This window comes from Serratia sp. CY32780 (assembly GCF_052169135.1).
Classification (GTDB): Bacteria; Pseudomonadota; Gammaproteobacteria; order Enterobacterales; family Enterobacteriaceae; genus Serratia; species Serratia sarumanii.
The window spans coordinates 69,381-95,313 of the sequence record NZ_JBJNLI010000003.1; the positions used below are offsets into that span (position 1 = coordinate 69,381).

Genomic DNA, 25,933 nt, shown 5'->3' on the forward strand with positions numbered 1-25,933 from the left:
TTAAACGACGCCGGCGCGCAGCATGTCATGCATATGTACCACACCCAGCAACTGGTCGCCATCGGCAACCAGCAGCGCGGTGATGTGGCGTTGTTGCATCAGGTTCAATGCATCGACCGCCAGGATGTTGGGGCGCACCCGTACGCCGCCCGGCGTCATGACATCGGCGATCTTCGCCTCGTGCAGGTTGATGCCCATGTCGAACACCCGGCGCAGGTCGCCGTCGGTGAAGATGCCGGCGATTTTCATCAAATCGTCGCAGACAACCGTCAGGCCCAGATTTTTGCGGGTAATTTCCAGCAGCGCGTCGCGCAGTGAGGCGTCGGCGCTGACGTGGGGCATTTCGTCGCCGCTGTGCATGATATCGCTAACCCGCAGCAGCAGTTTGCGGCCGAGTGCGCCGCCCGGATGCGACAGCGCGAAATCTTCCTGCGTGAAACCGCGCGCCTTCAGCAGCGCGACGGCCAGCGCATCGCCCATCACCAGCGTGGCGGTGGTGCTGGTGGTCGGCGCCAGCCCCAGCGGGCAGGCTTCCTGCGGCACCTTGATGCACAGGTGGATATCCGCCGCCTTGCCCATCGAGCTTTCCGGATTGTTGGTCATACAGATGAGGGTGATCTGCTGGCGTTTCAATACCGGGATCAGCGCCAGGATCTCGCTGGACTCGCCGGAGTTGGAGATGGCGAGCACGATGTCCTGTGGGGTGACCATGCCCAAATCGCCATGGCTGGCCTCCGCCGGGTGAACGAAGAATGAGGGGGTGCCGGTGCTGGCGAAGGTCGCGGCGATCTTGCAGCCGATATGGCCGGATTTGCCCATGCCCATCACCACCACTTTGCCGCCGCAGGCGGCGATCGTTTCGCAGGCGCGGGTGAAGTCTGCGTTGATGTAGCTGTCGAGCTGAGCCAGCCCTTCACGCTCTATCTGAAGCACTTCTTTGCCGGCCTGCTGAAAATCGAAGCCCGGTTGCAACTCAATGTTCGACATACTCATTCCCGTCGGTTTAGCCGAAAGTACTGAAAGGGTTAAAGAACAGCACCGCAAGATACGCAATAAAGCCACATAATAACAGAGCGCCCGCCAGGTGACCGATGCGATGCTTGCGGCCGATGCACAGTACGCTCAGCAGCACGCTGGCCGCCAGCATCACCCAGTAATCGCGCTGGAAGGCGGCGGCGTCTACGCTGCCCGGCGACAGCAGGGCGGGGACGCCCAGCACGATCACCGTGTTGAAAATATTGGAGCCGATGATATTTCCAATCGCCATATCATCCTCGCCCTTCAGCGCCCCGGCGATGGAGGTAGCCAATTCGGGCAGGCTGGTGCCGATGGCGATAATGGTCAAGCCGACCACCAGTTCGCTCAGGCCGAAATAGTGCGCAATCACCGTCGCGTTATCGACCACCATTCTGGAAGAGAGCGGCAGAATGATAAACGCCAGCACCAGCCACAGCACCGCCACGGTGTTGCTGCTGTCCTGCGGCAGCTCGGCGATCTGCTCCATGGTCAGGCTGTCGCTGCCCTCGCGCTGCGCCAGCCGGGCGATTTTCAGCATCAGCAGGATGAAGCCGGCGGCGGCGGCCAGCAGCAGCACGCCGTCCAGCCTGCTCAGGGTGCCGTCCATCAACACGAAACCGCACAATACTGTGACCGCTAACATCAACGGCAGTTCGCGCCGCAGTATCTCGGAACGCGCGGCCAGCGGGTGAATCAGCGCCGCCACACCCAGGATCAATAAGATGTTGGTGATGTTGGAACCTAATACGTTGCCAACGGCCATATCTATCTGCCCGTTCAGCGCGGCGGTGGTGGACACGATCAGCTCCGGCAGCGAAGTGCCGATGCCGACGATGGTCATGCCGATGATCAACGGCGGGACGCCGAGCGAGCGGGAAATCACGGCAGCACCATAAACTAAGCGGTCTGCACCATACACCAGTAGAAATAAACCAACGATTAATAATGCTATCGCGAGAAACATGCAGGATCCTTTGTCGGGTATTATCCCGGTTCGTTGGTTAAAGCCGTCAATGCGGCGGTATTGCTTGCCCTCCGTTGCGCGCGCGTGAGCCGCAGCAACGGTTTTTCCCGGCTAATAGTTGAACAGTTTCGTTTTTTTTCGTTATGGCGCCAATTTTGACCGGGTGGCGCGGAAAAGTAAAACCAATGGCACCATTGGTTGCGAAATGGCAGTAAGTTTTTGTAAAGATGAGACGGATTGCGCCCATTGCTTTAACATCACGGGTAGATTCAGCAAAAGATGAGTCGTAAAGGGTCCATTAACATGCTCCAAAAGGCAGATAATTTGGTCGAAGTGCGCGACATGAGCTTCTCGCGCGGCGACCGACGGATATTTGAAGACATCAACCTGACGGTGCCTCGCGGTAAGGTCACGGCGATCATGGGGCCATCGGGCATCGGCAAAACCACGCTGCTGCGCCTGATAGGCGGCCAGCTGGCGCCGGACAGCGGGGAGATTTGGTTCGACGGCGACAACATTCCCGCGTTGTCCCGCCGTCAGTTATACGACGCGCGCAAAAAGATGAGCATGCTGTTCCAGTCGGGCGCGCTGTTCACCGATTTGACCGTGTTCGAAAACGTGGCCTACCCGCTGCGCGAGCACAGCAACCTGCCTGAACCCCTGCTGCGCAGCACGGTGCTGATGAAGCTGGAAGCGGTGGGGCTGCGCGGCGCGGCCCAGCTGATGCCCAATGAGCTTTCCGGCGGCATGGCGCGCCGGGCGGCGTTGGCGCGCGCGATCGCGCTGGACCCTGAGATGATCATGTTCGACGAACCTTTCGTCGGCCAGGATCCGATCACCATGGGGGTGCTGGTCAAGCTGATCGATGAGCTGAACCATGCGCTGGGCATTACCTGCATCGTGGTGTCGCACGACGTGCCGGAGGTGCTGAGCATCGCCGACTACGCCTATATCGTGGCCGATCACCGGGTGATCGCCGAAGGCACCACGCAGCAATTGCAGAACAATCCTGATGCGCGCGTGCGCCAGTTTCTGGATGGTATAGCGGATGGGCCGGTGCCGTTCCGCTATCCGGCCGGGGATTATCAGACCGAACTGCTAGGCTTAGGGAGTAAATAAGCTCATGTTATTAAGAGCGTTAGCGTCGTTGGGGCGCAGTGGCATCAACACCAGCGCCAGCTTCGGCCGCGCCGGGTTGATGCTGTTCAACGCGTTGATTGGCCGGCCGGAACCCGGCAAGCAGTGGCCGTTGTTGTTGAAACAGCTCTACAGCGTCGGCGTGCAGTCGCTGCTGATCATCATGGTCTCCGGGCTGTTCATCGGCATGGTGCTGGGCCTGCAGGGTTATATCGTGCTCACCACCTACAGCGCCGAGGCCAGCCTCGGCATGATGGTGGCGCTGTCGCTGCTGCGCGAGCTGGGGCCGGTGGTGACGGCGCTGCTGTTCGCCGGCCGCGCCGGTTCCGCGCTGACGGCGGAAATCGGCCTGATGAAGGCGACGGAGCAGATCTCCAGCCTGGAAATGATGGCGGTCGATCCGCTGCGACGCATCGTGGCGCCGCGCTTCTGGGCGGGGCTGATCAGCATGCCGCTGTTGACCATCATTTTCGTGGCGATCGGCATCTGGGGCGGCTCGGTGGTCGGCGTGGACTGGAAGGGCATCGACAGCGGCTTCTTCTGGTCGGCGATGCAGGGCGCCGTAGAGTGGAAAAAAGATCTGCTCAACTGCCTGATCAAAAGCGTGGTATTCGCCATTACCGTAACCTGGATTGCCATTTTCAACGGGTACGACGCCGTGCCTACCTCTGAAGGGATTAGCCGGGCGACGACGCGTACCGTGGTGCATTCGTCACTGGCGGTGTTGGGATTGGATTTCGTGCTGACAGCACTGATGTTTGGGAATTGATTCGATGCAAACGAAGAAGAGTGAAATCTGGGTTGGGGCATTTATGCTGATCGCGCTGTGCGCCATCGTGTTTATCTGCCTGCAGGTGGCGAACCTTAAATCGATCGGCAGCGAGCCGACCTACCGCATTTACGCGACGTTCGACAACATCGGCGGCCTGAAACCGCGTTCGCCGGTGAAGATTGGCGGCGTGGTGATCGGCCGCGTGGCAGACATCGAACTCGATTCGAAAACCTACACGCCGCGCGTGGCGCTGGATATCCAGAAAAAGTACGACCAAATCCCGGATACCAGCTCGCTGGCGATCCGCACCTCCGGCCTGCTGGGCGAGCAATATCTGGCGCTTAACGTGGGCTTCGAAGATCCTGATATGGGCACCGCCATCCTGAAAGACGGCGGCACCATTCAGGACACCAAATCAGCCATGGTTCTGGAAGACCTGATCGGCCAGTTCCTGTATAAAAGCGGCGGTCAGGACAGCGCCAAACCGGGAGACGCGGCCGCTGAGCCGGCTGCCGGTGCCGCACCGCAACCCGCTGTTCCAAATCATTAAGAGAGGATACCTGCATGTTTAAACGTTTACTGATGGTGGCTCTGCTGGTGGTTGCACCGCTGGCGAGCGCAGCCGACCAAACCAATCCTTACAGCATGATGCAAGAAGCGGCGCAGAAGACCTTCAGCCGTTTGAAGAATGAACAGCCGAAGATCAAGCAGGACCCGAACTACCTGCGCTCCATCGTGCATCAGGAACTGATGCCGTTCGTGCAGGTGAAATACGCCGGCGCGCTGGTGCTGGGCCGTTACTATAAAGAGGCGACGCCTGCACAGCGCGAAGCTTACTTCACCGCCTTCCAGGCTTACCTGGAGCAGGCTTACGGCCAGGCGCTGGCGATGTATCACGGCCAGACTTACCAGATCGCGCCTGAACAGCCGCTGGGCAATGCCGACATCGTGGCCATTCGCGTCACCATCATCGACAACGGCGGCCGCCCGCCGGTGCGTCTGGATTTCCAATGGCGCAAGAACAGCAAAACCGGCTACTGGCAGGCCTATGACATGATCGCCGAAGGCGTCAGCATGATCACCACCAAGCAGAACGAGTGGGCGTCCACGCTGCGTACTCAGGGCATCGACGGCCTGACCAAACAGCTGCAGGCCGCCGCCGCGCAGCCTATCACGCTGGACAAGAAAAACTGATGTCGGCAGCGCTCAGCTTCGAATCAGAGCAGCAGACGCTGATCCTGCGCGGTGAACTGGACCGGGAAACGCTGCAGCCGCTGTGGCGGCAGCGCGACGCGCTGATGGCGGATAAAACCGCGATCGACGTGGCGCAACTGCAGCGCGTAGACTCCGCCGGGCTGGCACTGTTGCTGCATCTGCAGGAAGAGCAGCGCGAGCGCGGCGTCGCGCTGAAAATTTTCGGCGCCACCGAGCGCCTGAAAACGCTGATTGCGCTCTACAACCTGCAGGCGATAATGCCTGTCGATACCGCCGGTTAGCGGCGTTTTACGCCGCCCTTGCGTGGTAAAACGATACAAAGCCCCTGTTATGCAGGGGCTTTTTCTTTGGTTTAAGAAAACATCGTATTCCACTAAGATACTAGGCTGTTTATGATCCTTTAGCGGCAGAACTGGATACTATGGAAACCAACGAGATTAAAGACGTGCTGATGCAGGCATTGGCACTGGATGAAGTACATGTGACGGGCGACGGCAGCCATTTTCAGGCGATCGTGGTCGGCGAATTGTTCGCCGGCATGAGCCGCGTCAAAAAACAGCAGACGGTTTACGCACCGCTGATGGAATACATTGCGGACAACCGCATTCATGCCTTGTCTATCAAGGCGTACACCCCTGAAGAGTGGCAGCGAGACCGCAAACTCAACGGATTTTAAGGCTGTTTGCCCTGCCGGGCGGGCAGCTTCAGATTAGATAACAGAGAGTAGTCAGATGGATAAATTTCGTGTGCAGGGTCGGACCCGCCTGAGCGGTGAAGTGTCTATTTCCGGGGCCAAAAACGCCGCCCTGCCGATCCTGTTCGCCGCCCTGTTGGCGGAAGAGCCGGTCGAGCTGCAGAATGTCCCCAAGCTGAAGGACATCGACACCACCATTAAACTACTCAATCAGTTGGGTACCAAGATTGAGCGCAACGGTTCGGTCTTCGTGGACGCCAGCGGCGTGAACGAGTTCTGCGCCCCTTACGATCTGGTGAAAACCATGCGTGCTTCCATCTGGGCGCTGGGGCCGCTGGTGGCGCGTTTCGGCCGCGGTCAGGTTTCCCTGCCGGGCGGCTGTGCGATCGGCGCGCGTCCGGTCGATCTGCACATCACCGGCCTCGAGCAGCTGGGTGCCGAGATCAAGCTGGAAGAAGGCTACGTCAAGGCGTCCGTCGAGGGCCGCCTGAAGGGCGCACACATCGTCATGGACAAGGTGAGCGTGGGCGCGACCGTGACCATCATGAGCGCCGCGACCCTGGCGACCGGCACCACCGTTATCGAGAACGCCGCGCGTGAGCCGGAAATTGTCGATACCGCCAACTTCCTCAATACGCTGGGCGCGAAGATCAGCGGCGCCGGCAGCGACAAGATCACCATCGAGGGCGTCGAGCGTCTGGGCGGCGGCGTGTACCGCGTGCTGCCTGACCGCATCGAGACCGGCACCTTCCTGATCGCCGCCGCGGTTTCCGGCGGCAAAGTGATGTGCCGCAACACTCGTCCGGACACGCTGGACGCGGTGCTGGCCAAGCTGCGCGAAGCCGGTGCCGATATCGAAGTGGGCGAGGACTGGATCAGCCTGGACATGCACGGCAAACGCCCGAAAGCGGTCACCGTGCGCACCGCGCCGCACCCGGGCTTCCCGACCGACATGCAGGCCCAGTTCAGTCTGCTGAACCTGGTGGCGGAAGGCACCGGCGTCATCACCGAGACCATCTTCGAAAACCGCTTCATGCACGTGCCGGAACTGATCCGCATGGGCGCGCACGCGGAAATCGAGAGCAACACCGTGATCTGCCACGGCGTTGAGCAGCTGTCCGGCGCTCAGGTGATGGCGACCGATCTGCGCGCTTCCGCCAGCCTGGTGATCGCCGGCTGCATCGCCGACGGCGTGACCGTCGTCGATCGCATCTACCACATCGATCGCGGCTATGAGCGTATTGAAGACAAGCTGCGCGCGCTGGGTGCTAACATCGAGCGCGTGAAAGGCGAGTAAGTCATTAGCGCCGGCGCGGCTGCGTCGGCAGGATGAAAATCAAAGGGCCGGCTATCAATGCCGGCCCTTTTTTAATTGTTGTCTTCCGGGAATTCGCCCACCGTCATTTTCAACGTAATGCGTTTGCCGTCGCGCAGCACGATAACCGGTATCTCGGTGCCCGGCCTGATCTCCGCCACCTGATCCATGGTCTCCAGCACGGACACCGCCGGTTTGTTATCCACGTTGATGATGATGTCGTTGATCTGGAAACCGGCGCTGCTCGCCGGGCCGTTCGGCGTGATTTCGGTCACGATGATGCCCTGCAGGCGATCGATGCCGGAATTGGAGGAACGCAGCGGAATGATCTCCTTACCCTGAATGCCGAAATAGCCGCGGATAACGCGGCCGTCGCGGATCAGCTTGTCCATGATTTTGGTGGCCAGTTCGATCGGAATGGCGAAGCCGAGGCCCTCCGGCGTTTCGCCGTCGGTGATTTTGTCATAGGTCAGGGTATTGATGCCGATCAGCTCGCCCAGCGAATTGACCAGCGCGCCGCCGGAGTTGCCGCGGTTGATTGAGGCATCGGTCTGCAGGAATGTCTGCCGGCCGGTGGTGCTCATACTGATGCGCCCGGTGGCGCTGAGGATGCCCTGAGTCACGGTCTGCCCCAGGTTGTACGGGTTGCCGATTGCCAGCACCACGTCGCCGACGTGGGCAACGCGATTTTTATTGGTCGGGATCACCGGCAGGTTGCCGGGATCGATCTTCAGCACCGCCAAATCGGTCAGGCCGTCGGAGCCGACCAGCAGCGCTTCGTAGCGGCGGCCATCCTGCAACACCACGGTGATCTGCTGAGCGTCTTTGATCACGTGGCGGTTGGTGATGATATAGCCGCGTTCGTTCATGATCACGCCGGAACCGAGCGACAGCACGTTGGCGGCGCCGTTCAGGTTGCGGTTGTAGATGTTCACCACGGCGGGCGCGGCGCGGCGCACCGCTTTGTTGTAGCTCACCGGCGTTTCGTCGCTGGTATTCTCGGTTTTCTCTGCAAACAGGCCGTTGGAAGAGCGCAGCACGGGCAGAGCGGCCAACAGCAGGCCGGCAACGATGAGACCGATAACGACAGAACGCAAGAGCTTAGCAAACATGGAGTTTTCGTGGTGTGGTGAACGATGTTCGGAGGATAGCATGAGTTAACCGGGCGCAGTATGTCACCGAGCCCGGTTTTTGCACAAATTAACGCAGCAGCAGATAAATGGTTTCGTTACCGCGCACGATATTGAGCGCCATCACCGGCGGTTTGGCTTCCAGCACCTTGCGCAGCGCGGTGATGCTGTCCACGCGCTGGCGGTTGACGCCGATGATCACGTCGCCTTTTTGCAGGCCGATTTGCGCCGCCGTCGAGCCTTTATCCACGTTCTCCACCTTCACGCCCTTGTCGCCGCTCGGCAGCGCGCCGTTGCTGAGGGAAACCCCCTGCAGCGCCGGCGACAGCGTTTCGGCATTGGTCGAGGCGCTCTCGCTGTTGTCCAGCGTGACCGAGACTTCCTGCGGTTTGCCGTCGCGCAGCAGGCCCACCTTGAGGGTTTTGCCCGGCGCGGTGGTGCCGACCTTGGCGCGCAGTTCGGCGAAGCTGTTCACCGGCTTGCCGTCGACGGAAACCAGAATATCCCCGGCTTTGATGCCGGCCTTGGCGGCGGCGGATTTCGGCAGCACTTCGCTGACGAAGGCGCCGCGCTGCGCGTCGGTGTTGAAGGCTTTGGCCATGTCCGGGGTCATTTCACTGCCCTTGATGCCGAGCAGGCCGCGTTTCACTTCGCCGAATTCGATCAGCTGCTGGCTCAGGTTCTGCGCCATATTGCTCGGAATGGCGAAGCCGATGCCGACGTTGCCGCCGCTCGGCGCCAGAATGGCGGTATTGATGCCGATTAGCTCGCCGTTCAGGTTAACCAACGCGCCGCCGGAGTTGCCGCGGTTGATCGAGGCGTCGGTCTGAATGAAGTTTTCCAGCCCTTCCAGATTCAGGCCGGTGCGGCCCAAGGCCGAGATGATGCCGGAGGTGGCGGTTTGGCCCAGGCCAAACGGGTTGCCGACCGCCACGGCGAAGTCGCCGACGCGCAGCTGATCGGAATCGGCCATCTTGATGGCGGTCAGGTTTTTGGTGTCGCTGAGCTGCAGCAGGGCGATGTCGGATTGCTCATCACGGCCGACCAGTTTGGCGTCCAGTTCACGGCCGTCGTTCAACTGCACGCGGATTTTATCGGCGTTGTTGATGACGTGGTTGTTGGTCAGCACGTAGCCTTTGGCAGCGTCGATGATGACGCCGGAGCCCAGCCCTTCAAACGGGCGAGAGCTCTGCTGCTGACCGGGGAAATTGGGGCCGAAGAAGCGTCTGAACTCTTCCGGCAGCTGTTGACGCTGCACCTGGGTGCCGGCGACATGCACGCTCACGACGGCGGGCAAGACTTTTTCCAGCATCGGCGCCAGGCTCGGCAGCGGCTGCCCCTGAACGGCGACGGGCAGGGCCGCGTTGGCCACCGGTGCGGCGCTGAGCGCCAGGCCGAGGCTCATTGCCAATGCACTAAGAATTAACGACTTTTTCTTCATTGATGATAACTCTCTCAATACCTGCCGATGAAAATTTGATGATAAGGCAATCACCTTGTCATAGTGAAGGGTAAGACCGTGAATTTGCGTGCAAAGTTCAGTAAAGGTAATGCGAAGGAAGGTCAATAAGGCACAAACGGGGTTAAACCCGCGGGTGGCCCCGCGGGTGAAGAAGGGGTATCAGTCGCGGCGCGCGCTTTGGCCGCGCAGCAGGCCGGAGGCCCCTTCAGAATAGTCGCGCGGCATTTCCACCGGCGCCTGATCGTTGTCCGCTTCCGCTTCGGTCAGGCGATAGCGGAACGGGTTCTCCTGCATCGGCAGATCCGGCAGCAGGTTGTTGGAGCTTTTCGCCATATGCTGATACAGCTGACGATAATCGCGCGCCATGTTGTCCAGCAGCTCGGCGCTGCGGGCAAAGTGGCCGACCAGCTCCTGACGGTACTCTTCCAGCTCGGTTTTGCTCTTGTCCAGCTCGTTCTGCAGGACTTGTTGTTGACGTAATTTACGGTTGCCAAAACGCATCGCCACCGCACCAATCACGATACCGACGACCAAACCAATCAGCGCATACTCCCAGGTCATGATGACTCCTATTTTGACTTCGTTGTTCCGCAGGGATTTTTCACTTAATAATATCCACTATAACCGTTAACCTTGTCAGAGTGGAATCCTGATGCGCTTCCACCCAGTGTTTACAGGGTTTTCAGCGGCGCCCGCAGCGGGCATTTGTGGCGATAACGGTGCGAATCGGCATCAACTTGCCGCCAACGTTGGCTAAATAATTTCTAAGCGTTCTTAGGGAACATCGAACAGATGCAGGCACTATCACCGTTATCTCGCTACCAGCAGGCGCTGGAGGCGGGGGAATATCAGGCCGATGAGGTTCAACGCCGGGCCGTCACTCAACTGGATCGCATTTATCAGGCCTTGCTGCAAAAACCGGCGGCGAGCGCGCCGGCCGGCGGGCTGCGCGGCAAGCTCAGCCGTTTGCTGGGCAAAGGCGGCGAAACGGCGCCGCAGCGCCCGGTGCAGGGGCTGTATATGTGGGGCGGCGTCGGGCGCGGCAAAACCTGGTTGATGGACATGTTCTTCCACAGCCTGCCGGGCGATCGCAAAATGCGTCTGCACTTCCACCGCTTCATGCTGCGGGTGCATGAAGAGCTGACCGAACTGCAAGGGCGGGAAAACCCACTGGACATCGTCGCCGACGGCTTCAAGGCCGAAACCGACGTATTATGCTTCGACGAATTCTTCGTGTCTGACATCACCGACGCCATGTTGCTGGCCACGCTGCTGCAGGCGCTGTTCGCCCGCGGCATCACGCTGGTGGCCACGTCGAACATCCCGCCGGACGATCTGTATCGCAACGGCCTGCAGCGGGCGCGTTTCCTGCCGGCTATCGATCTGATCAACGAGTTCTGCGACGTGATGAACGTCGACGCCGGCATCGACTATCGTCTGCGCACCCTGACCCAGGCTCACCTCTATCTGACGCCGCTGAACGACCAGACGCGCGCGACCCTGGATCGGATGTTCGTCAAACTGGCGGGCAAGGCGGGGGAGGAGGCGCCGGTGCTGCAGATCAACCATCGGCCGCTGCAGGCCATTCGTTCGGTGGACGGCGTGCTGGCGGTGGATTTCCACACGCTGTGCGAAGAGGCGCGCAGCCAGCTGGATTACATTGCGTTGTCGCGACTGTATCACAGCGTGATCCTGTATAATGTGCAGGTGATGGGGCCGCTGAAAGAGAATACCGCGCGCCGTTTCCTGGCGCTGGTGGACGAATTCTACGAGCGGCACGTCAAGCTGGTGATCGGCGCCGAGGCGTCGATGTTCGAGATCTACCAGGGGGAACGGCTTAAGTTCGAGTACCAGCGCTGCCTGTCGCGCCTGCAGGAAATGCAGAGCGAAGAGTACCTCAAGCTGCCGCATCTGCCCTGAGTCCGCCGGGCCTATCGCCGGTTGCCTGCCGCCGGCGATAAATTTATTTTCCATTCAAAAACCGTTCGATCTTTGTGAGCGACTTCTCTATAATCTTGCGACCCCACGTTACAACAAAGTTTTTTTTCCCAAAAACTTTATAGTGCCGGCAATGGCTATTCGAAGGGGTAGGTTTGCTGGACTTGTATGGTCGTGTGAGCCTCAACTGTTTTCGAGCGTTTGGGTGTTCACCAACGTGTAACTAATTATTGGGTAAGCTTTCTAATGAAAACTTTTACAGCTAAACCAGAAACCGTAAAACGCGACTGGTACGTTGTTGATGCAGATGGTAAAACTTTAGGCCGTCTCGCTACTGAACTGGCTCGTCGCCTGCGCGGCAAGCATAAAGCGGAATACACCCCGCACGTGGATACCGGTGATTACATCATCGTTCTGAACGCTGACAAAGTTGCTGTAACCGGCAACAAGCGTACAGACAAAGTGTACTACCACCACACCGGCCACATCGGTGGTATCAAGCAAGCGACCTTTGAAGAGATGATTGCCCGCCGTCCTGAGCGCGTGATTGAAATCGCGGTTAAAGGCATGCTGCCAAAGGGCCCGCTGGGTCGTGCTATGTTCCGTAAACTGAAAGTTTACGCGGGCACCGAGCACAATCACGCGGCACAGCAACCGCAAGTTCTGGACATTTAATCGGGATTAATGGCAATGGCTGAAAATCAATACTACGGCACTGGTCGCCGCAAAAGCTCCGCCGCTCGCGTCTTCATCAAGCCGGGCAACGGTAACATCGTTATCAACCAGCGCAGCCTGGAACAGTACTTCGGTCGCGAAACTGCCCGCATGGTAGTTCGTCAGCCGCTTGAACTGGTCGACATGGTTGGCAAACTGGATCTGTACATCACCGTTAAAGGTGGTGGTATCTCCGGTCAAGCTGGCGCTATCCGTCACGGTATCACCCGTGCACTGATGGAATACGATGAGACTCTGCGTTCTGAACTGCGTAAAGCTGGCTTCGTCACCCGTGACGCTCGTCAGGTTGAACGTAAGAAAGTCGGTCTGCGTAAAGCACGTCGTCGTCCGCAGTTCTCCAAGCGTTAATTTTCGCTGCTTCGGCAGTGCGATTTACGCAAAAAACCCGGTGCTTCACCGGGTTTTTTTATGCCTGAAATCCGCCATCCCCGACTAAAATCTGTGGCATATCAGACAATTCAACATGAATTCGCCGCACCGCCCCCACAAAACAAGCAAAATCTGGTAAACTATCACCCACTTTTGCGCCTGTTCGCCGTGCAGTTGACCCCCTGGGCCGGTTTTTCATGGGCTCGGGTCGCGCTGCGTGCTGCCGGCCTGCGGCAAGATTATTCAGGATAGCAGCCTGTCAGTTGGCTATTCGCAGTATTTTCTAGATAACTTGGAGGTTTTCATGGCTGTCGCTGCCAACAAACGTTCGGTAATGACGCTGTTCTCTGGCCCGACCGACATTTTTAGCCATCAAGTACGTATCGTACTGGCGGAGAAAGGTGTCAGCGTCGAGATCGAGCAGGTCGAAATGGATAACCTGCCGCAAGATCTGATTGACCTCAACCCTTACCAGACGGTGCCTACGCTGGTCGATCGCGAACTGACCCTGTATGAATCCCGCATCATCATGGAATACCTGGATGAGCGTTTCCCGCACCCGCCGCTGATGCCGGTTTACCCGGTTGCCCGTGGCGAGAGCCGTCTGATGATGCTGCGCATCGAGAAGAACTGGTACTCGCTGATGGACAAGATCGAGAAGAGCAGCGGCCAGGAAGCGGAATCTGCCCGTCGCCAACTGCGTGAAGAGCTGCTGGCGATCGCGCCGATCTTTGGTCAGACGCCGTATTTCATGAGCGAAGAGTTCAGCCTGGTGGATTGCTACCTGGCGCCGCTGTTGTGGCGTCTGCCGCAGCTGGGCATCGAATTGAGCGGTGCCGGCTCCAAAGAGCTGAAAGGCTACATGACCCGCGTCTTCGAACGCGACGCCTTCCTGGCTTCCCTGACCGAAGCCGAGCGTGAAATGCGCCTGCAGACCCGGGGCTAAGCGCGATGGACATGTCTCAGATGACGCCGCGTCGCCCGTATCTGCTGCGGGCGTTCTACGACTGGCTGCTGGATAACCAGCTGACGCCGCACCTGGTGGTCGACGTGACTCGCCCGGACGTGCAGGTGCCGATGGAGTTCGCGCGTGACGGCCAGATCGTGCTGAATATCGCGCCGCGGGCGGTAGGCAACCTGGCGTTGGGTAACGAAGACGTGCAGTTCAACGCGCGCTTCGGCGGCGTGCCGCGTCAGGTTTCGGTGCCGATGGCCGCCGTGTTGGCGATCTATGCGCGTGAAAACGGTGCCGGCACGATGTTCGAACCGGAAGCCGCCTACGACGAGAGCGAAGGCGTGTTCGAAGGCCTGGACAATGAGACGATCCCTTCGGAAACGCTGATGTCCGTGATCGACGGCGATCGCCCGGACACCGCGGAAGACAACGGCCCGGACGACGAACCGCCGCAGCCGCCGCGCGGTGGCCGCCCGGCGCTGCGCGTGGTGAAATAAGCCCGCGCGAACAAACGAAAAAGCACCCTATGGGGTGCTTTTTTTTTGCCCGGCAGAAATGAATCAGCCTTTCAAGGCGGCAATGCAGGCATCGCGCGGCGCGCTGAGATCGCCTACGCGCACGGTGGACAAGGCGCGGGTTGCGCGCTGGCGGAAACTGGTGACGGCGGTGTCGCCTTGCACTTCCGGCGGCGCGGTGCAAATGTCATTGAGCGGCAGATCGTTGCCTTTGTTGAGCGCCTGCAACACCGCCGCCGGATTGTAGATCAGGGCGGCGGAGAGGGCCGATTTGATGCCGGCGGTAAAGCCGGCATTGCCGCCGCCGGCCAGCTTGGGCGCCAGGGCAATCCAATTGTCGTCCCCCAGCCGGATGCTGTTTTCCACGGCGTTGAACTGCCCGGCCTTGCCTAACTGAGCCACGACCGGCCGCGCGCCGCGCGCTTCGATATTGTAACCAACCTCCTGCGAATCCAGCGCCATGGCTGAAGCGCTGAAACTGACGGCCAGCAGCGCGCCGGCCAACAGGGAAATGGAGCATTTCATGTTCGCTATCCTTATCTCGGTGTCAGGCGCAGCCGCGCCCCGCAATGGTGTCAACTCAATACTATAGCGCGTTGAGACGGTGAGGAGAGGGGGAGGAGTGACAAAGCGTGACAGGCTAAAAACGGAGGCCCGGCAATATGCCGGGCCTCCGATGGTACGGAAGGTTTACACTTCCAGGTAGTTCATGATGCCATCTGCCGCTTTGCGGCCTTCGGCAATCGCTGTCACCACCAGGTCGGAGCCGCGCACCGCGTCACCGCCGGCGAAAATTTTCGGGTTGCTGGTCTGGAACGCGTTGTCGCTACCTTCCGGCGCCAGGATGCGGCCCTGTTTATCGAGCTGCACGTCGTGCGCCGCCAGCCAGTCCATGCGGTGCGGGCGGAAGCCGAACGCCATCACCACCGCGTCCGCGTCGATCACGTGTTCGGAACCCGGTACCTGCTCCGCCGCCTGACGGCCGTTGGCATCCGGCGCGCCCAGCTGGGTACGCACCATTTTCACCCCGGCCACGCGGCCGGCGCTGTTCAGTTCGATGCTCAGCGGCTGCAGGTTGAACTGGAAGTCCACCCCTTCTTCCCGGGCGTTCTTCACTTCGCGCTTGGAGCCAGGCATGTTGGCTTCGTCGCGGCGGTAGGCGCAGATGACCTGCGTCGCGCCCTGGCGCACCGAGGTGCGCACGCAGTCCATGGCGGTATCGCCGCCGCCCAGCACCACCACCCGCTTGCCTTCCATGCTGACGTAAGGCTCGTGCTGATCGGCTTCATACCCCATCAGCTGCTTGGTGTTGGCGATCAGGAACGGCAGCGCGTCGTACACGCCCTGCGCTTCCTCGTTCTCCAGGCCGCCGCGCATCGACTGATAGGTGCCGACGCCGAGGAATACCGCATCGTACTCGCTCAGCAAGGTCTCCATGCTGACGTCTTTGCCCACTTCGGTGTTCAGCTGGAACTCGATGCCCATCTCGCTGAAAATGCCGCGGCGTTTGACCATCACTTCCTTTTCCAGCTTGAAGGCCGGGATACCGAAGGTCAGCAGGCCGCCGATCTCAGGATGACGGTCATACACCACCGCCTTGACGCCGTTGCGGGTCAGCACGTCGGCGCAGGCCAGCCCGGCGGGGCCAGCGCCGACGATCGCCACGCGCTTGCCGGTCGGCTGCACGTGTGACATGTCCGGCTTCCAGCCCATTTCGATGGCCTTATCGCTGATGTAGCGCTCGATATTACCGATGGTGACCGCGCCGAACTCGTCGTTCAGGGTGCAGGAGCCTTCGCACAGGCGATCCTGCGGGCACACGCGGCCGCACACTTCCGGCAGGCTGTTGGTCTGATGCGCCAGGTCCGCCGCTTCCATGATGCGGCCTTCGTTGGCCAGCTTCAGCCAGTTCGGGATGTAGTTGTGCACCGGGCACTTCCACTCGCAATACGGGTTGCCGCAGGACAGACAGCGGTCAGCCTGGGCCTTGGCCTGGGTTTCCGAAAACGGTTCGTAGATCTCGACGAACTCGATTTTGCGGATCTTCAGCGGTTTCTTTGGCGGATCAACACGCTGCAGGTCGATAAATTGATAAACGTTCTGGCTCATTAATGACCTACCTCTTACTGCGCCTGCACCCGCAGCTCGGCTGCGGAACGGCTACGGTGACCCAACAGCGCTTTGACATCGCTGGACTTCGGTTTGACCAGGGCGAACTTCGGCGCCCATTCCGGCCAGTTGGCCAGGATCTCTTCCGCGCGGGAAGAGCCGGTCGCCTGCACGTGTTCGGTGATCAGGCCGCGCAGGTGCTCCTCATGGATCGCCAACTGATCGACATCCAGCACTTCCACCAGCTCCGGGTTCACGCGCTTGCGGAACTCGCCGTCTTCGTCCAGCACGTAGGCGAAGCCGCCGGTCATGCCGGCGCCGAAGTTGATGCCGGTTTTACCCAGCACGCAGACGATGCCGCCGGTCATGTATTCGCAGCCGTTGTCGCCGATGCCTTCCACCACGGTGATGGCGCCGGAGTTGCGCACCGCGAAGCGTTCGCCCGCGCGGCCGGCGGCGAACAGTTTGCCGCCGGTGGCGCCGTACAGGCAGGTGTTGCCGACGATGCTGGCTTCATGGCTGCGGAAGGCGGAGCCGATCGGCGGACGCACCGCGATGCTGCCGCCGGCCATGCCTTTGCCGACATAGTCGTTGGCGTCGCCGGTCAGGGTCAGCTCGACGCCGCCGGCGTTCCAGACGCCGAAGCTCTGCCCGGCGGTGCCGGAGAAGTGCGCCTTGATCGGATCGGCCGCCATGCCCTGATCGCCGTGCACGTCGGCGATTGCGCCGGACAGCATGGCGCCCACGGAGCGGTCGGTGTTGCGAATGTCGAAGTAGAAGGTTTTACCCTGCTTCGCTTCGATATGCGGCTGCGCCTGCGCCAGCAGCTCTTTGTTCAGCAGGCCCTTGTCGAACGCCGGGTTGCTGCTTTCGGTGCAGTACACCGCTTTGCCCGGATGCGGCGTGGCGGTTTTCAGCAGCGGCGACAGATCCAGCTTGTTCTGCTTGGCGGAGATGCCGTCCAGCTCGGTCAGGAACTCGGTGCGGCCGATCAGATCCACCAGCTGGCTCACGCCCAGCTGTGCCATGATCTCGCGGGTTTCACGCGCGATAAACTGGAAGTAATTCGTCACGCGTTCCGGCAGGCCGTGGTAGTGATCGCGGCGCAGCTTGTCGTCCTGAGTCGCGACGCCGGTCGCGCAGTTGTTGAGGTGGCAGATGCGCAGGTATTTGCAGCCCAGCGCCACCATCGGCCCGGTGCCGAAGCCGAAGCTTTCCGCGCCCAGGATCGCCGCCTTGACGATGTCGACGCCGGTTTTCAGGCCGCCGTCCACCTGCAGGCGGATCTTGTGGCGCAGGCCGTTGGCCACCAGCGCCTGCTGGGTTTCCACCAGGCCCAGCTCCCACGGACAGCCGGCGTATTTCACCGAGGACAGCGGGCTGGCGCCGGTGCCGCCGTCGTAACCGGCGATGGTGATCAGATCGGCATAGGCTTTCGCCACGCCGGTGGCGATGGTGCCGACGCCCGGCTCGGAAACCAGTTTCACCGAGATCACCGCTTTCGGGTTGACCTGCTTCAGGTCGAAGATCAGCTGTGCCAGATCTTCGATTGAGTAGATGTCGTGGTGCGGCGGCGGGGAGATCAGCGTTACGCCCGGCACCGAGTAACGCAGTCTGGCGATGTACGGAGTGACCTTGTCGCCCGGCAGCTGGCCGCCTTCGCCCGGTTTGGCGCCCTGCGCCACCTTAATCTGGATCACGTCGGCGTTCACCAGGTAGGCCGGCGTCACGCCGAAGCGGCCGGAGGCCACCTGTTTGATGCGCGACACCTTGTCGGTGCGGTAGCGCGCCGGATCTTCGCCGCCTTCGCCGGAGTTGGAGAAGCCGCCGAGGCCGTTCATGGCGATCGCCAGCGACTCGTGCGCTTCCGGGCTCAGTGCGCCGATCGACATCGCCGCGGTGTCGAAGCGTTTGAACAGCGACTCCGCCGGTTCAACCTGATCGACCGGGATCGGTTCGCCTTTCGGCGTGATGGCCAGCAGATCGCGCAGCATGGCGACCGGCCGCTCGTTCACCAGCTTGGCGTAGGCCTGATAGTCGCTATATTCCCCGCTGTGCACCGCTTTTTGCAGCGAGTTCACCACGTCCGGGTTGTAGGCGTGGTATTCGCCGCCGTGCACGAACTTCAGCAGGCCGCCTTGCTCCAGCGGTTTGCGTTTCAGCCAGGCGCGCTTGGAAAGGTTCTGCAGATCCTGCTGGAAGTCGCTGAAGCTGGCGCCGCCGATGCGGCTGACCACGCCCTGGAAGCACAGATCCGCCAGATCGCGATGCAGGCCGACCGCTTCGAACAGCTTGGAGCAGCGGTAAGAGGCGATGGTCGAGATGCCCATTTTGGACATGATCTTGTACAGGCCTTTATTGATGCCGTTGCGGTAGTTCAGCATCACGTCGCGGTATTTCTTGTCGATCGCCTGGCTGTCCACCAGCTTGGCCAGGGTTTCATAGGCCAGGTACGGGTAGATGGCGGTCGCGCCGAAGCCGAGCAGCACGGCGAAGTGGTGCGGATCGCGGGCGCTGGCGGTTTCAACGATCAGGTTGGCGTCGCAGCGCAGGCTTTTCTCCACCAGGCGGGTTTGCACGGCGCCAACGGCCATCGGGGCCGGGACCGGCAGGCGGCCGGGCGCGATGGCGCGGTCGGACAGCACCAACAGCACCGCGCCTTCGCGCACCTTGCGTTCCGCTTCGTCGCACAGGGCGCGAATGGTCTGCTCCAGATCCTGTTGCTGCGGATCGAAGGTCAGATCGAGCGTCTCGGCGCGATAGTATTCGCCTTCCAGCGTGGTGAGCTGTTTGAAATCGGAGTACAGCAGGATCGGCGATTTGAAGCTCAGGCGGTGCGCCTGGCCTTCGGCTTCGCAGAACACGTTCATTTCACGGCCGATGCTGGTGGCCAGCGACATGACGTGCGCTTCGCGCAGCGGATCGATCGGCGGGTTGGTGACCTGCGCGAACTGCTGGCGGAAATAGTCGTAAACGATGCGCGGCCGGCTGGAGAGCACGGCGAACGGGGTATCGTCGCCCATCGAACCGGTGGCTTCCTGGCCGATCTCGCCCAGCACGCGGATCACCTGATCCAGCTCTTCGCTGCTGTAGCCGAACTGTTTCTGGTAGGTTTCGAGCTGTGCGTCGTCGAGTTCGCGGCTGCCGACCTGATCGTCCGGCAGATCTTCGAACGGCACCAGACGTTTGACGTTTTTCTCCATCCACTCTTTATACGGGTGGCGGCTTTTCAGATCGTTGTCGGTTTCCGCCGAGTGCAGAATGCGGCCGCTGCGGGTGTCGATCACCATCAGCTCGCCGGGGCCGACGCGGCCTTTTTCCACCACTTCATCCGGCTGGTAATCCCAGATGCCGACTTCGGAGGCGCAGGTGATCAGCTTGTCTTTGGTGATCACATAGCGCGCCGGGCGCAGGCCGTTGCGATCGAGGTTACAGGCGGCGTAGCGGCCGTCGGACATCACGATGCCGGCCGGGCCGTCCCACGGCTCCATGTGCATCGAGTTGAAGTCGAAGAAGGCGCGCAGATCGCCGTCCATGTCCGGGTTGTTCTGCCAGGCCGGCGGCACCAGCAGGCGCATGGCGCGGATGAGATCCATCCCACCCGCCAGCAGCAGCTCCAGCATGTTGTCCAGCGAACTGGAGTCGGAGCCGGTTTCGTTGACGAACGGCGCAGCGGCCTGCAGATCCGGGATCAGCGGCGTTTGGAATTTGTAGGTACGGGCACGCGCCCATTGGCGGTTGCCGGTGATGGTGTTGATTTCGCCGTTGTGCGCCAGGTAGCGGAACGGCTGCGCCAGCGGCCAGCGCGGCACGGTGTTGGTGGAGAAGCGCTGGTGGAACAGGCAAATGGCCGATTCCAGGCGCAGGTCCGCCAGATCGAGATAGAAGCGCGGTAGATCCGCAGGCATGCACAGGCCTTTATAGATCGTCACCAGATTGGAGAAGCTGCAGACGTAGAAGCTGTTGTCCTGCACGCGTTTCTCGATGCGGCGGCGCGCCACGAACAGGCGGCGCTCCATATCGCGCGGGCGCCAGCCGGCCGGGGCGTTAACGAAGATTTGCTCGATGCGCGGCAGGGAGGAGAGGGCGATTTCACCCAGCACGTCCGGGTTGGTCGGCACTTCGCGCCAGCCGACGATCGACAGCGTTTCGTTTTGCAGCTCTTCTTCCACGATGCGGCGGCTGAGGCGCGCTTCCTCTTCATTCTGGCTGAGGAACATCATGCCGACGGCGTAGTTCTTGGCCAAACGCCAGCCGCGCTCTTCCGCCACCATGCGGAAGAAGCGATCGGGTTTTTGCAGCAACAGACCGCAGCCGTCGCCGGTCTTGCCGTCGGCCAGGATCGCGCCGCGGTGCTGCATGCGGGCCAGCGCGTGAATGGCGGTGCGCACCACCTTGTGGCTAGGTTCGCCTTCTATGTGGGCGATCAGGCCGAAACCACAGTTGTCCCTCTCTTGGGATTTATCGTACAACATATCGTGAACCTCCCCAGGCTCTGCGTGACTCTCACAACCTACTGCGAGGGGGCTTCCCAATTTCAGGCAGAAGTCCAATCAGCAAGTTAACCCCGCCAATCTGCTTTTCCGCCCTCCATCAATGGCCTCTCGTGACGGTCTCACAAGTGGTATAGGACTTGTTTTAAGAGGGAGTCTTCAATTACTGCATAAATATGACGAGACGTTTGCCCGTCCAGAAAGCTTCCAGCGGACTTCCAACTTAGCGAGAAAGAATTCGCAGGTCAAATGTGGGCTTAAGATAGATTCTTATCGAATTTATGGTGTTTATTTATTTGAAAAATAAGGTGTTTAATGCATTTTTGCACTATCGTGGGGCAACGCCGATCCCCGCAGAAGTGTGAGCTGTCTCACTATAGTGCAACCCCTTAATCTCTGCACCATGCTAGTGCGGGGGTTAATGGCAGAGTTTTATTCTATAAGATATTGCTTAGTTGATGTTTATGACTATTTTTCACCGTGTTGTCATATTGCCGTTAACGGTTGCGTGACGATTAGAATAATTCATCAGAATTATAGTGAATTGATTTGCGTTTATGATGAATAGTTATGCCTGGTGGCGCCTTGCGGGGAAAGCGTTGATCTCTGTCATCGCGGGAAAAGCCGTTTCTTATTAGCATCGCGGCTTTGAACACAGAGAATCACCAAGATTATGCAGTTGCCGCAATTAGTCAATATGTTTGGCGCGGATCTCCAGCGCCGCCATGGCGAAAAGATCCATAAACTCACGCTGCATGGCGGATTCAACTGCCCTAACCGCGACGGCACGTTGGGGCGCGGCGGCTGTACGTTTTGCAACGTCGCTTCATTCGCCGATGAGGCGATGCAGCGGCAAAGTATCGCCGAACAGCTGGCGCAGCAGGCCGCGCGGGTCGACCGGGCGCGGCGCTATCTGGCCTATTTTCAGGCCTATACCAGCACCTATGCGGAGGTCGAACTGCTGGCGTCGATGTATCGGCAGGCGTTGGCGCAGAGCGACATGGTCGGCCTGTGCGTCGGCACTCGCCCGGACTGCGTGCCGCCCGCCGCATTGGATCTGCTGACGGGGTATCGCGAAGAGGGTTATGAAGTGTGGCTGGAGCTGGGGCTGCAGACGGCGCACGATAAAACGCTCAAACGCATCAACCGCGGCCATGATTTCCGCTGCTATCAGCAGACCGCGCAACGGGCTCGGCAGCGCGGGCTGAAGGTGTGCTGCCATCTGATCGTCGGGCTGCCGGGAGAAACCCAGCGCGATCATCTGCTCACGCTGCAGCGGGTGGTGGAGAGCGGCGTGGATGGCATCAAGCTGCATCCGCTGCACGTCGTTACCGGTAGCACCCTGGCCCGCGCGTGGCGCGCCGGGCGCTTGCCCGAACTGGCGCTGGAAGATTACGCCGTCAGCGCCGGGGAGATGATCCGCCACACGCCGGGCGAGGTGGTGTATCACCGCCTGTCCGCCAGCGCCCGTCGGCCTACGCTGCTGGCGCCGCTGTGGTGCGAAAACCGCTGGCGCGGCATGCAGGCGGTGGGTGCTTATCTGCAGCAATACGGCGGGCAGGGCAGCGCGCTGGATGCCGCCCTGCATTATTCACCGACGTTATAACTGCAGGTTGGCGCGCACCTCCACGCGGGCGCGCTGCAGATCGGCCTGCAGCTGCGGATTCGCCAGCAGTCGTGCGGCGAGCGCCGTCGCCGCCAACTTGCCGCCTTCCAGATCGCTCGGGTAGTGAACGCCGGCAATCACCCGGCTTTGCGCATTGCTTGCCGCCCGCTCAAACAGCGCGCTGCGTTTTTCCGGCACCATCTGCGCCAACAGGAGTGCCGTCAGGTAGCTGTCCATCGCGTGTCCGCTAGGGTAGGAATCGCCTTCCGGCGGCGGCAGCAGCGGTTTCACGCGGCTGTCGGCCTCATAGGGGCGCGGGCGGCCATAGAAGGCCTTGGCGGGCATCAGGCTTTGTTCAAAGTCCTGATAGACCCGGCGGAACAGGGCGGCGGTGAGCGGATGGCGATCGACGGTAAAGGTCGGGCCGAAGATCTCGCGGGCGAAGGGGAAGGCGGCGTCTTCCAGGTGGTCGTCCCGCTTGGCTTTGGCGATTTGTTCCGCCGTGCGGTTAGCCTGAATGGCCAGCACCGCCTGCAGATCCGCCCGATTCTGCGGCGTATCCGTTGAAGGCGGCGGCGGCAACAGCGTGGCGATTTGCCGTTGCTCTGCACTCAGATAGCCGGTCACGGCAGTGGCGGCCTTCAGGGGCAAAATAACGGTCAAAGACAGGACGAACAGGGTAGTGCGATAGATGGTTAACATGGTCAATCCTCACGTCAGGGAAATGAGGAAGCCTGCCGGGCTGGCCACAACGCTGCTGCCGGTGAAAGTAAACCGCGGGATAACATCCTTTCCCTTACTTCAAGCCTCAGGGCTTCGCTATCCGTGTCTGCTAAAGCATGCGTCATGCACGGTGCATCATTAATATATTAACGGAAAGGCCTTCTCAAGCGGCTGAGGTGTGGGGTGCGTCACATAAAAAGTCTTTTAGTTACAAGTGATTAATCCCTAAGTATGAGCGGATTGATCAACGTGCTTTTCCACGGTGTCGACGGCAATGAACCGCCCGATGCACGCCAGACGCCGCTATTTTCCGTTAGCAGGACTTGACTCTCAGACACGGCGGAAAAATTTACGGTATGATTCAAAAGATTGTGTCTGATGGGAGCCGCTATGAAGCAAATCCGGGTGTTGGCCCAGTACTACGTTGATTTAATGGTGAAACTGGGGTTGGTGCGCTTCTCGCTGCTGCTGGCCTCGGCGCTGGTGGTGCTGGCGATGGTGGTGCAGATGGCGGTGACCATGCTGCTGCGCGGCGAAGTGGAAAGCATCGACGTGGTGCGTTCAATCTTCTTCGGCCTGTTGATCACCCCGTGGGCGGTCTACTTCCTCTCGGTGGTGGTGGAGCAGCTGGAGGAGTCGCGCCAACGGCTGGCGCGGCTGGTGGACAAGCTGGAAGAGATGCGCCACCGCGATCTGGAGCTCAATCAGCAGCTCAAAGACAATATCAGCCAGCTGAATCAGGAGATCGCCGATCGCATCAAGGCGGAAGAAGAGCGCCTGCAGGTGATGGAGAAGCTGACGGAAGAGATGGAACAGCGCGAGCTGGCGCAGATTGAGCTGGGCCAGCAGTCGGCGCTGCTGCGTTCCTTCCTCGACGCCTCGCCGGACCTGGTCTACTACCGCAACGAAGACAAAGAGTTCTCCGGCTGCAACCGCGCGATGGAGCTGCTGACCGGCAAGAGCGAGAAGCAGCTGATCGGCCTGACGCCGTTCGACGTCTACGGCCAGGAGATCGCCGAAAAGGTCATTGAGACCGACGAGAAGGTGTTCCGCCACAACGTTTCGCTGACCTACGAACAATGGCTGGTGTATCCCGACGGCCGCAAGGCCTGTTTCGAACTGCGCAAGGTGCCGTTTTACGACCGGGTGGGCAAACGCCACGGGCTGATGGGCTTCGGCCGCGATATTACCGAGCGTAAGCGCTACCAGGACGCGCTGGAGAACGCCAGCCGGGAGAAGACCACCTTTATCTCCACCATCAGCCACGAGCTGCGTACGCCGCTTAACGGCATCGTCGGCCTGAGCCGCATCCTGCTCGATACCGAGCTGAACGACGAGCAGCTGAAATACCTGAAGACCATTCACGTCAGCGCCATCACCCTCGGCAATATCTTCAACGACATTATCGAAATGGACAAGCTCGAGCGGCGCAAGGTGCAGCTCGACAACCAGCCGGTGGACTTCACCGGTTTCCTGGCGGATCTGGAGAATCTCTCCGGCCTGCTGGCGCAGCCGAAAGGGCTGCAGTTCATCATGGAGCCGCAGACGCCGCTGCCGCAGCAGATCGTGACCGACGGTACGCGCCTGCGGCAGATTTTGTGGAACCTGATCGGCAACGCGGTGAAATTCACCCAGCAGGGGCAAATCGTGGTGCGCGTGCGGCGCGAGGCGCAGGAGAAGCTGGTGTTCGAGGTGGAAGACTCGGGCATGGGCATCCCGCAGGACGAGCAGGACAAGATCTTCGCCATGTATTACCAGGTGAAAGATCAGCGCGGCGGCCGCCCGGCCACCGGCACCGGCATCGGGCTGGCGGTCTCCAAGCGACTGGCGCAGAGCATGGGCGGCGACATCACCGTGCGCAGCGAACAGGGGCACGGTTCTTGCTTCACTCTGACCATCCAGGCGCCGGCGGTGCAGGAAGCCGTCAGCGCGGCGCCGGAGGAAGAGGAGCTGCCGTTGCCGGCGCTGCACATCCTGCTGGTGGAGGATATCGAGCTGAATGTGATCGTGGCGCGCTCGGTGCTGGAGAAACTGGGCAACAGCGTCGAGGTGGCGATGAACGGCCACGACGCGCTGGCGATGTTCGATCCGGACGAGTTCGATCTGGTGCTGCTGGACATTCAACTGCCGGACATGACCGGGCTGGACATCGCTCGGGCGCTGCGTGAGCGCTATGCCGGGCAGGCGCTGCCGCCGCTTGTTGCGCTGACCGCCAACGTGCTGAAAGACAAAAAAGAGTATCTCGAGGCGGGTATGGACGATGTGCTGAGCAAGCCGTTGTCGGTGCCGGCGTTGACCCAGGTCATCAAACACTATTGGGATCATCAACCTTCTCACACTTCAAAGAAAACGGAGCACAAGGCGATGCAGATTAATGAGTCGTTACTCGATACCGCGATGCTGGAACAGTACATGGATCTGGTTGGCCCGCAGCTGATCCACCAAAGCCTGGAAATGTTCGAACAGATGATGCCGGGCTATCTGGCGGTGCTGGACTCCAACATGACGGCGCGCGATCAGAAAGGTATCACCGAGGAAGGGCACAAGATCAAGGGCGCCGCCGGTTCGGTCGGTCTGCGCCATCTGCAGCAGCTGGCTCAGCAGATTCAAACGCCGACGCTGCCGGCCTGGTGGGATAACGTGCAGGATTGGGTGGATGAGTTGAAGCAAGAGTGGCGCAACGACGTGCAGGTACTGCGGGCTTGGGTAGAGAACGCTGAAAAAAAATGACCCCGACCTAAGCCGGGGTGCGCGAATATTGCGCCAACACCAGGGAAATTGTGA

Annotated in this window: 23 protein-coding genes; 14 read left to right on the forward strand and 9 right to left on the reverse strand. The window is 60.4% G+C overall.

Annotated elements, in window-relative coordinates:
- A complete protein-coding gene (gene kdsD, locus ACJ8HH_RS16615; protein ID WP_033648998.1) occupies positions 1–987 on the reverse strand; it encodes an arabinose-5-phosphate isomerase KdsD in 987 nt (328 codons plus the stop codon).
- A 16-nt stretch (positions 988–1,003) separates the two neighbouring features.
- On the reverse strand, positions 1,004–1,981 hold the full coding sequence (locus ACJ8HH_RS16620) for a calcium/sodium antiporter (protein ID WP_025160120.1): 978 nt from the start codon (positions 1,979–1,981) through the stop codon (positions 1,004–1,006).
- Positions 1,982–2,284: 303 nt separating this feature from the next.
- On the opposite strand from ACJ8HH_RS16620, the gene mlaF reads away from it, so the two are divergent.
- The 7 genes from mlaF (at position 2,285) to murA (ending at position 7,096) form a co-directional block, all read left to right on the forward strand.
- Positions 2,285–3,100, forward strand: coding sequence for a phospholipid ABC transporter ATP-binding protein MlaF (mlaF, locus tag ACJ8HH_RS16625; RefSeq protein WP_028127533.1), 816 nt, complete (start codon positions 2,285–2,287; stop codon positions 3,098–3,100).
- A gap of 4 nt (positions 3,101–3,104) precedes the next feature.
- The gene (gene mlaE, locus ACJ8HH_RS16630; RefSeq protein ID WP_004937059.1) at positions 3,105–3,887 is read left to right on the forward strand and encodes a lipid asymmetry maintenance ABC transporter permease subunit MlaE; all 783 of its coding nucleotides are present in this window, start codon (positions 3,105–3,107) and stop codon (positions 3,885–3,887) included.
- Between the two features lie 4 nt (positions 3,888–3,891).
- Entirely contained in the window at positions 3,892–4,440 is a 549-nt protein-coding gene (mlaD, locus tag ACJ8HH_RS16635; protein WP_033636129.1) for an outer membrane lipid asymmetry maintenance protein MlaD, read from the forward strand.
- 14 nt (positions 4,441–4,454) lie between these two features.
- Positions 4,455–5,084, forward strand: coding sequence for a phospholipid-binding protein MlaC (gene mlaC, locus ACJ8HH_RS16640; protein ID WP_033636128.1), 630 nt, complete (start codon positions 4,455–4,457; stop codon positions 5,082–5,084).
- On the forward strand, positions 5,084–5,386 hold the full coding sequence (mlaB, locus tag ACJ8HH_RS16645; RefSeq protein ID WP_016930202.1) for a lipid asymmetry maintenance protein MlaB: 303 nt from the start codon (positions 5,084–5,086) through the stop codon (positions 5,384–5,386). Before mlaC ends, mlaB begins: the two co-directional genes overlap by 1 nt.
- A 140-nt stretch (positions 5,387–5,526) precedes the next feature.
- Positions 5,527–5,781 (forward strand): BolA family iron metabolism protein IbaG, encoded by a 255-nt coding sequence (gene ibaG, locus ACJ8HH_RS16650; RefSeq protein ID WP_004937066.1) that lies wholly within the window; start codon positions 5,527–5,529, stop codon positions 5,779–5,781.
- Positions 5,782–5,836: 55 nt separating this feature from the next.
- Positions 5,837–7,096: a UDP-N-acetylglucosamine 1-carboxyvinyltransferase gene (murA, locus tag ACJ8HH_RS16655; RefSeq protein ID WP_004937068.1), complete on the forward strand. Its 1,260-nt coding sequence runs from the start codon at positions 5,837–5,839 to the stop codon at positions 7,094–7,096.
- A gap of 71 nt (positions 7,097–7,167) precedes the next feature.
- On the opposite strand, the gene degS is transcribed toward murA, so the two are convergent.
- The 3 genes from degS to zapG form a co-directional block, all read right to left on the reverse strand.
- A complete protein-coding gene (gene degS, locus ACJ8HH_RS16660) occupies positions 7,168–8,226 on the reverse strand; it encodes an outer membrane-stress sensor serine endopeptidase DegS (RefSeq protein WP_033636127.1) in 1,059 nt (352 codons plus the stop codon).
- Between the two features lie 88 nt (positions 8,227–8,314).
- Complete coding sequence (gene degQ, locus ACJ8HH_RS16665) at positions 8,315–9,685, reverse strand: serine endoprotease DegQ (protein ID WP_033636125.1); 1,371 nt, start codon at positions 9,683–9,685, stop codon at positions 8,315–8,317.
- 180 nt (positions 9,686–9,865) lie between these two features.
- Entirely contained in the window at positions 9,866–10,267 is a 402-nt protein-coding gene (gene zapG / locus ACJ8HH_RS16670) for a Z-ring associated protein ZapG (protein WP_004937074.1), read from the reverse strand.
- 231 nt (positions 10,268–10,498) lie between these two features.
- Here zapG and zapE point away from each other — a divergent pair, with 231 nt between their 5' ends.
- From zapE to sspB, 5 genes are all read left to right on the forward strand, one after another.
- A complete protein-coding gene (zapE, locus tag ACJ8HH_RS16675) occupies positions 10,499–11,626 on the forward strand; it encodes a cell division protein ZapE (RefSeq protein WP_033648999.1) in 1,128 nt (375 codons plus the stop codon).
- Positions 11,627–11,890: 264 nt separating this feature from the next.
- Positions 11,891–12,319 (forward strand): 50S ribosomal protein L13, encoded by a 429-nt coding sequence (gene rplM / locus ACJ8HH_RS16680; protein WP_004937079.1) that lies wholly within the window; start codon positions 11,891–11,893, stop codon positions 12,317–12,319.
- Positions 12,320–12,334: 15 nt separating this feature from the next.
- On the forward strand, positions 12,335–12,727 hold the full coding sequence (gene rpsI, locus ACJ8HH_RS16685; protein WP_004937080.1) for a 30S ribosomal protein S9: 393 nt from the start codon (positions 12,335–12,337) through the stop codon (positions 12,725–12,727).
- Between the two features lie 325 nt (positions 12,728–13,052).
- Positions 13,053–13,694: a stringent starvation protein SspA gene (sspA, locus tag ACJ8HH_RS16690; protein ID WP_025304366.1), complete on the forward strand. Its 642-nt coding sequence runs from the start codon at positions 13,053–13,055 to the stop codon at positions 13,692–13,694.
- Positions 13,695–13,699: 5 nt separating this feature from the next.
- On the forward strand, positions 13,700–14,200 hold the full coding sequence (gene sspB / locus ACJ8HH_RS16695) for a ClpXP protease specificity-enhancing factor (RefSeq protein ID WP_004937084.1): 501 nt from the start codon (positions 13,700–13,702) through the stop codon (positions 14,198–14,200).
- A 63-nt stretch (positions 14,201–14,263) separates the two neighbouring features.
- Here the strand turns inward: sspB and ACJ8HH_RS16700 are convergent, their stop codons facing one another.
- The 3 genes from ACJ8HH_RS16700 to gltB form a co-directional block, all read right to left on the reverse strand.
- Positions 14,264–14,743 carry a hypothetical protein gene (locus ACJ8HH_RS16700; protein WP_033649000.1) on the reverse strand — a complete coding sequence of 160 codons (480 nt, stop codon included), beginning with the start codon at positions 14,741–14,743 and terminating at the stop codon, positions 14,264–14,266.
- Between the two features lie 165 nt (positions 14,744–14,908).
- Positions 14,909–16,327, reverse strand: a complete 1,419-nt coding sequence (locus ACJ8HH_RS16705) for a glutamate synthase small subunit (RefSeq protein WP_033649001.1) — start codon at positions 16,325–16,327, stop codon at positions 14,909–14,911.
- A 14-nt stretch (positions 16,328–16,341) separates the two neighbouring features.
- Positions 16,342–20,802, reverse strand: coding sequence for a glutamate synthase large subunit (gltB, locus tag ACJ8HH_RS16710; RefSeq protein ID WP_048321983.1), 4,461 nt, complete (start codon positions 20,800–20,802; stop codon positions 16,342–16,344).
- 691 nt (positions 20,803–21,493) lie between these two features.
- Between gltB and ACJ8HH_RS16715 the strand changes: the two genes are divergently transcribed.
- A complete protein-coding gene (locus ACJ8HH_RS16715; protein WP_048321982.1) occupies positions 21,494–22,426 on the forward strand; it encodes a TIGR01212 family radical SAM protein in 933 nt (310 codons plus the stop codon).
- Here ACJ8HH_RS16715 and ACJ8HH_RS16720 read toward each other — a convergent pair.
- Positions 22,421–23,128, reverse strand: a complete 708-nt coding sequence (locus ACJ8HH_RS16720; protein WP_033649004.1) for an acid phosphatase — start codon at positions 23,126–23,128, stop codon at positions 22,421–22,423. The genes ACJ8HH_RS16715 and ACJ8HH_RS16720 overlap by 6 nt on opposite strands.
- 411 nt (positions 23,129–23,539) lie before the next feature.
- On the opposite strand from ACJ8HH_RS16720, the gene arcB reads away from it, so the two are divergent.
- Positions 23,540–25,879, forward strand: a complete 2,340-nt coding sequence (arcB, locus tag ACJ8HH_RS16725; protein ID WP_033649005.1) for an aerobic respiration two-component sensor histidine kinase ArcB — start codon at positions 23,540–23,542, stop codon at positions 25,877–25,879.
- Positions 25,880–25,933: the final 54 nt, after the last annotated feature.

Coding starts and splice junctions, on each gene's coding strand:
- kdsD (WP_033648998.1), bottom strand. CDS start 987: ATGTCGAACATTGAGTTGCAACCGGGCTTCGATTTTCAGCAGGCCGGC.
- ACJ8HH_RS16620 (WP_025160120.1), bottom strand. CDS start 1,981: ATGTTTCTCGCGATAGCATTATTAATCGTTGGTTTATTTCTACTGGTG.
- mlaF (WP_028127533.1), top strand. CDS start 2,285: ATGCTCCAAAAGGCAGATAATTTGGTCGAAGTGCGCGACATGAGCTTC.
- mlaE (WP_004937059.1), top strand. CDS start 3,105: ATGTTATTAAGAGCGTTAGCGTCGTTGGGGCGCAGTGGCATCAACACC.
- mlaD (WP_033636129.1), top strand. CDS start 3,892: ATGCAAACGAAGAAGAGTGAAATCTGGGTTGGGGCATTTATGCTGATC.
- mlaC (WP_033636128.1), top strand. CDS start 4,455: ATGTTTAAACGTTTACTGATGGTGGCTCTGCTGGTGGTTGCACCGCTG.
- mlaB (WP_016930202.1), top strand. CDS start 5,084: ATGTCGGCAGCGCTCAGCTTCGAATCAGAGCAGCAGACGCTGATCCTG.
- ibaG (WP_004937066.1), top strand. CDS start 5,527: ATGGAAACCAACGAGATTAAAGACGTGCTGATGCAGGCATTGGCACTG.
- murA (WP_004937068.1), top strand. CDS start 5,837: ATGGATAAATTTCGTGTGCAGGGTCGGACCCGCCTGAGCGGTGAAGTG.
- degS (WP_033636127.1), bottom strand. CDS start 8,226: ATGTTTGCTAAGCTCTTGCGTTCTGTCGTTATCGGTCTCATCGTTGCC.
- degQ (WP_033636125.1), bottom strand. CDS start 9,685: ATGAAGAAAAAGTCGTTAATTCTTAGTGCATTGGCAATGAGCCTCGGC.
- zapG (WP_004937074.1), bottom strand. CDS start 10,267: ATGACCTGGGAGTATGCGCTGATTGGTTTGGTCGTCGGTATCGTGATT.
- zapE (WP_033648999.1), top strand. CDS start 10,499: ATGCAGGCACTATCACCGTTATCTCGCTACCAGCAGGCGCTGGAGGCG.
- rplM (WP_004937079.1), top strand. CDS start 11,891: ATGAAAACTTTTACAGCTAAACCAGAAACCGTAAAACGCGACTGGTAC.
- rpsI (WP_004937080.1), top strand. CDS start 12,335: ATGGCTGAAAATCAATACTACGGCACTGGTCGCCGCAAAAGCTCCGCC.
- sspA (WP_025304366.1), top strand. CDS start 13,053: ATGGCTGTCGCTGCCAACAAACGTTCGGTAATGACGCTGTTCTCTGGC.
- sspB (WP_004937084.1), top strand. CDS start 13,700: ATGGACATGTCTCAGATGACGCCGCGTCGCCCGTATCTGCTGCGGGCG.
- ACJ8HH_RS16700 (WP_033649000.1), bottom strand. CDS start 14,743: ATGAAATGCTCCATTTCCCTGTTGGCCGGCGCGCTGCTGGCCGTCAGT.
- ACJ8HH_RS16705 (WP_033649001.1), bottom strand. CDS start 16,327: ATGAGCCAGAACGTTTATCAATTTATCGACCTGCAGCGTGTTGATCCG.
- gltB (WP_048321983.1), bottom strand. CDS start 20,802: ATGTTGTACGATAAATCCCAAGAGAGGGACAACTGTGGTTTCGGCCTG.
- ACJ8HH_RS16715 (WP_048321982.1), top strand. CDS start 21,494: ATGCAGTTGCCGCAATTAGTCAATATGTTTGGCGCGGATCTCCAGCGC.
- ACJ8HH_RS16720 (WP_033649004.1), bottom strand. CDS start 23,128: ATGTTAACCATCTATCGCACTACCCTGTTCGTCCTGTCTTTGACCGTT.
- arcB (WP_033649005.1), top strand. CDS start 23,540: ATGAAGCAAATCCGGGTGTTGGCCCAGTACTACGTTGATTTAATGGTG.